General features: G+C 60.4%; 2 protein-coding genes. Both read right to left on the bottom strand.

Features of this window, described 5'->3' with window-relative positions; all coding sequences use genetic code 11:
- Positions 1-97 precede the first annotated feature (97 nt).
- Positions 98-628: an NlpC/P60 family protein gene (locus NA637_RS24925; RefSeq protein WP_256075235.1), complete on the bottom strand. Its 531-nt coding sequence runs from the start codon at positions 626-628 to the stop codon at positions 98-100.
- A gap of 255 nt (positions 629-883) precedes the next feature.
- Positions 884-1,555, bottom strand: a complete 672-nt coding sequence (locus NA637_RS24920; protein ID WP_256075234.1) for a DNA-3-methyladenine glycosylase I — start codon at positions 1,553-1,555, stop codon at positions 884-886.
- Between the last annotated feature and the right edge of the window lie 99 nt (positions 1,556-1,654).

Genomic DNA, 1,654 nt, shown 5'->3' with positions numbered 1-1,654 from the left:
TCAGGAAAACGCAGGAGAGGTGCCATCTAACGATTCCAGTCGCAGCACCAAGCAGGAAGTGAATGACGGTGCCTGTCATGTTCAGTTCCAGCCTGCGTTACGGATCTTGAGCGAGACGCTCACTGTCGAGCACGCGCTTGGCGCTGAGGTAGTTCTGCTGCCAGTAACTGTTGGAAAGACTGTCCAGACGTACCGTTCCGCCCGTTGAGGGCGCATGGACGAAACGCCCTTCGCCGACATAGATGGCCGCGTGGCTGACACGACGCCCGCCGCTGGTGGCAAAGAACAGCAGATCACCCGCTTTCAAGTCATTACGCCTGATAGTGGCGCCCCGCATGGCGTTCATCTCTCGAGTCGTACGTGGCAAAGCGACACCGGCCGCGCCTCGATAGACATAATTGATCAGACCGCTGCAATCGAAGCCGCCATCCGGGGTATTGCCACCGTAGCGATACGGCGTACCGACCAGACCCAAAGCGGAGAACAAGACCTCCTCAGCTGTGCCGGGAAACTGTTGGGGTGGTGGTGAAGGCGCGGCGACGATGGGCTCGACCGGCGCTTGGCTGGAACAGGCAACAAGCAGCATCGCGGTCAGCAGAACAGCTGTGAAACGAGCCAGAAGAGGCATGGCGAAGCAGTCCCAGGCACATGAGCCATCACTCTGCCGGCATGCAGAAATGGATGCAAGCCCGGTGCAGAACTCACTCAGTACTCAGTGATGAGTGGGAACGGCGCTTGAGTTATGAGCAAGGACCCAGACGCGCTTGGCTTGCATGAAGCTGGAACGCCAGTCGCGCTATGCGCTGTTCCTGTCAAGAGCGGCATCGCCGGCCAACGACGCCAAGGCGTACAGGCCTCTACCCCCCGCTCGCAGGCTTAGTTCTCAGTGGTTGACCGTAAACGCCAGCATTGCCGAGAGCTGAGACATGGGTCGACCACTCTCGCTGTGCCATTGGCTGAACATCGATTGCACGGCCGCCTGATCCCGCTGGCTGCTGGGCGCCTTGTCCACTACCTTTTGCGCCCTGAGCGCAGCGACAACGTCGTTGCTGGGGATGAACGTATCTTTACCCGCCATGCGCAGCAGACGCGGCGCCGATAGGCCTCCCAGCTGGGTGCCGTGCCTGGCCAGATAGCGCCACAGGCCGACGATATCGGTGACCGGCCAATCAGCGATCAGGTCGCCGAAACTCCCCTTCTCCTTCGCCACGTCCAGCACGAACTGGGCGTTGCGCGGCACGCTCTTGAGTTTGCCCAGGTGGCGGATGAGGCGGGCATCCTGCATCAGTCGCTCGATGTGTTCGCCTCCCATCAACACCAGCTTTTCGGGATCGAAACCAAAGAAAACCTCTTCGAACGCCGGCCACTTGGCGTCGACCAGACTGTGCTTGAGCCCGGCGCGGAAGATACGCAGACTGATCAGCGAGAGGTAACGATCATCCGCAATGGCGCGAAGCTCATCGGGACGCTTGGGTTGCGGCAGGCGGCTCTCCAGTGCTGCGGCCGAGCCGAAACGATTGAGGCAGTATTCGTGCAGCCATTTGTAGTCGCGCATGCAAGTCCTGAGTCATCGATCGAAACGAGCCACACAGGTTGCCCTCGGCTACCCGAGGTCGCAAGCCCGACCGTCGCAGCCCAGCAATTCTCATTATGG

This window comes from Stutzerimonas stutzeri (assembly GCF_024448935.1).
Lineage (GTDB): Bacteria > Pseudomonadota > Gammaproteobacteria > Pseudomonadales > Pseudomonadaceae > Stutzerimonas > Stutzerimonas stutzeri_AO.
This window is presented reverse-complemented; position numbering and strand designations above follow the sequence as displayed.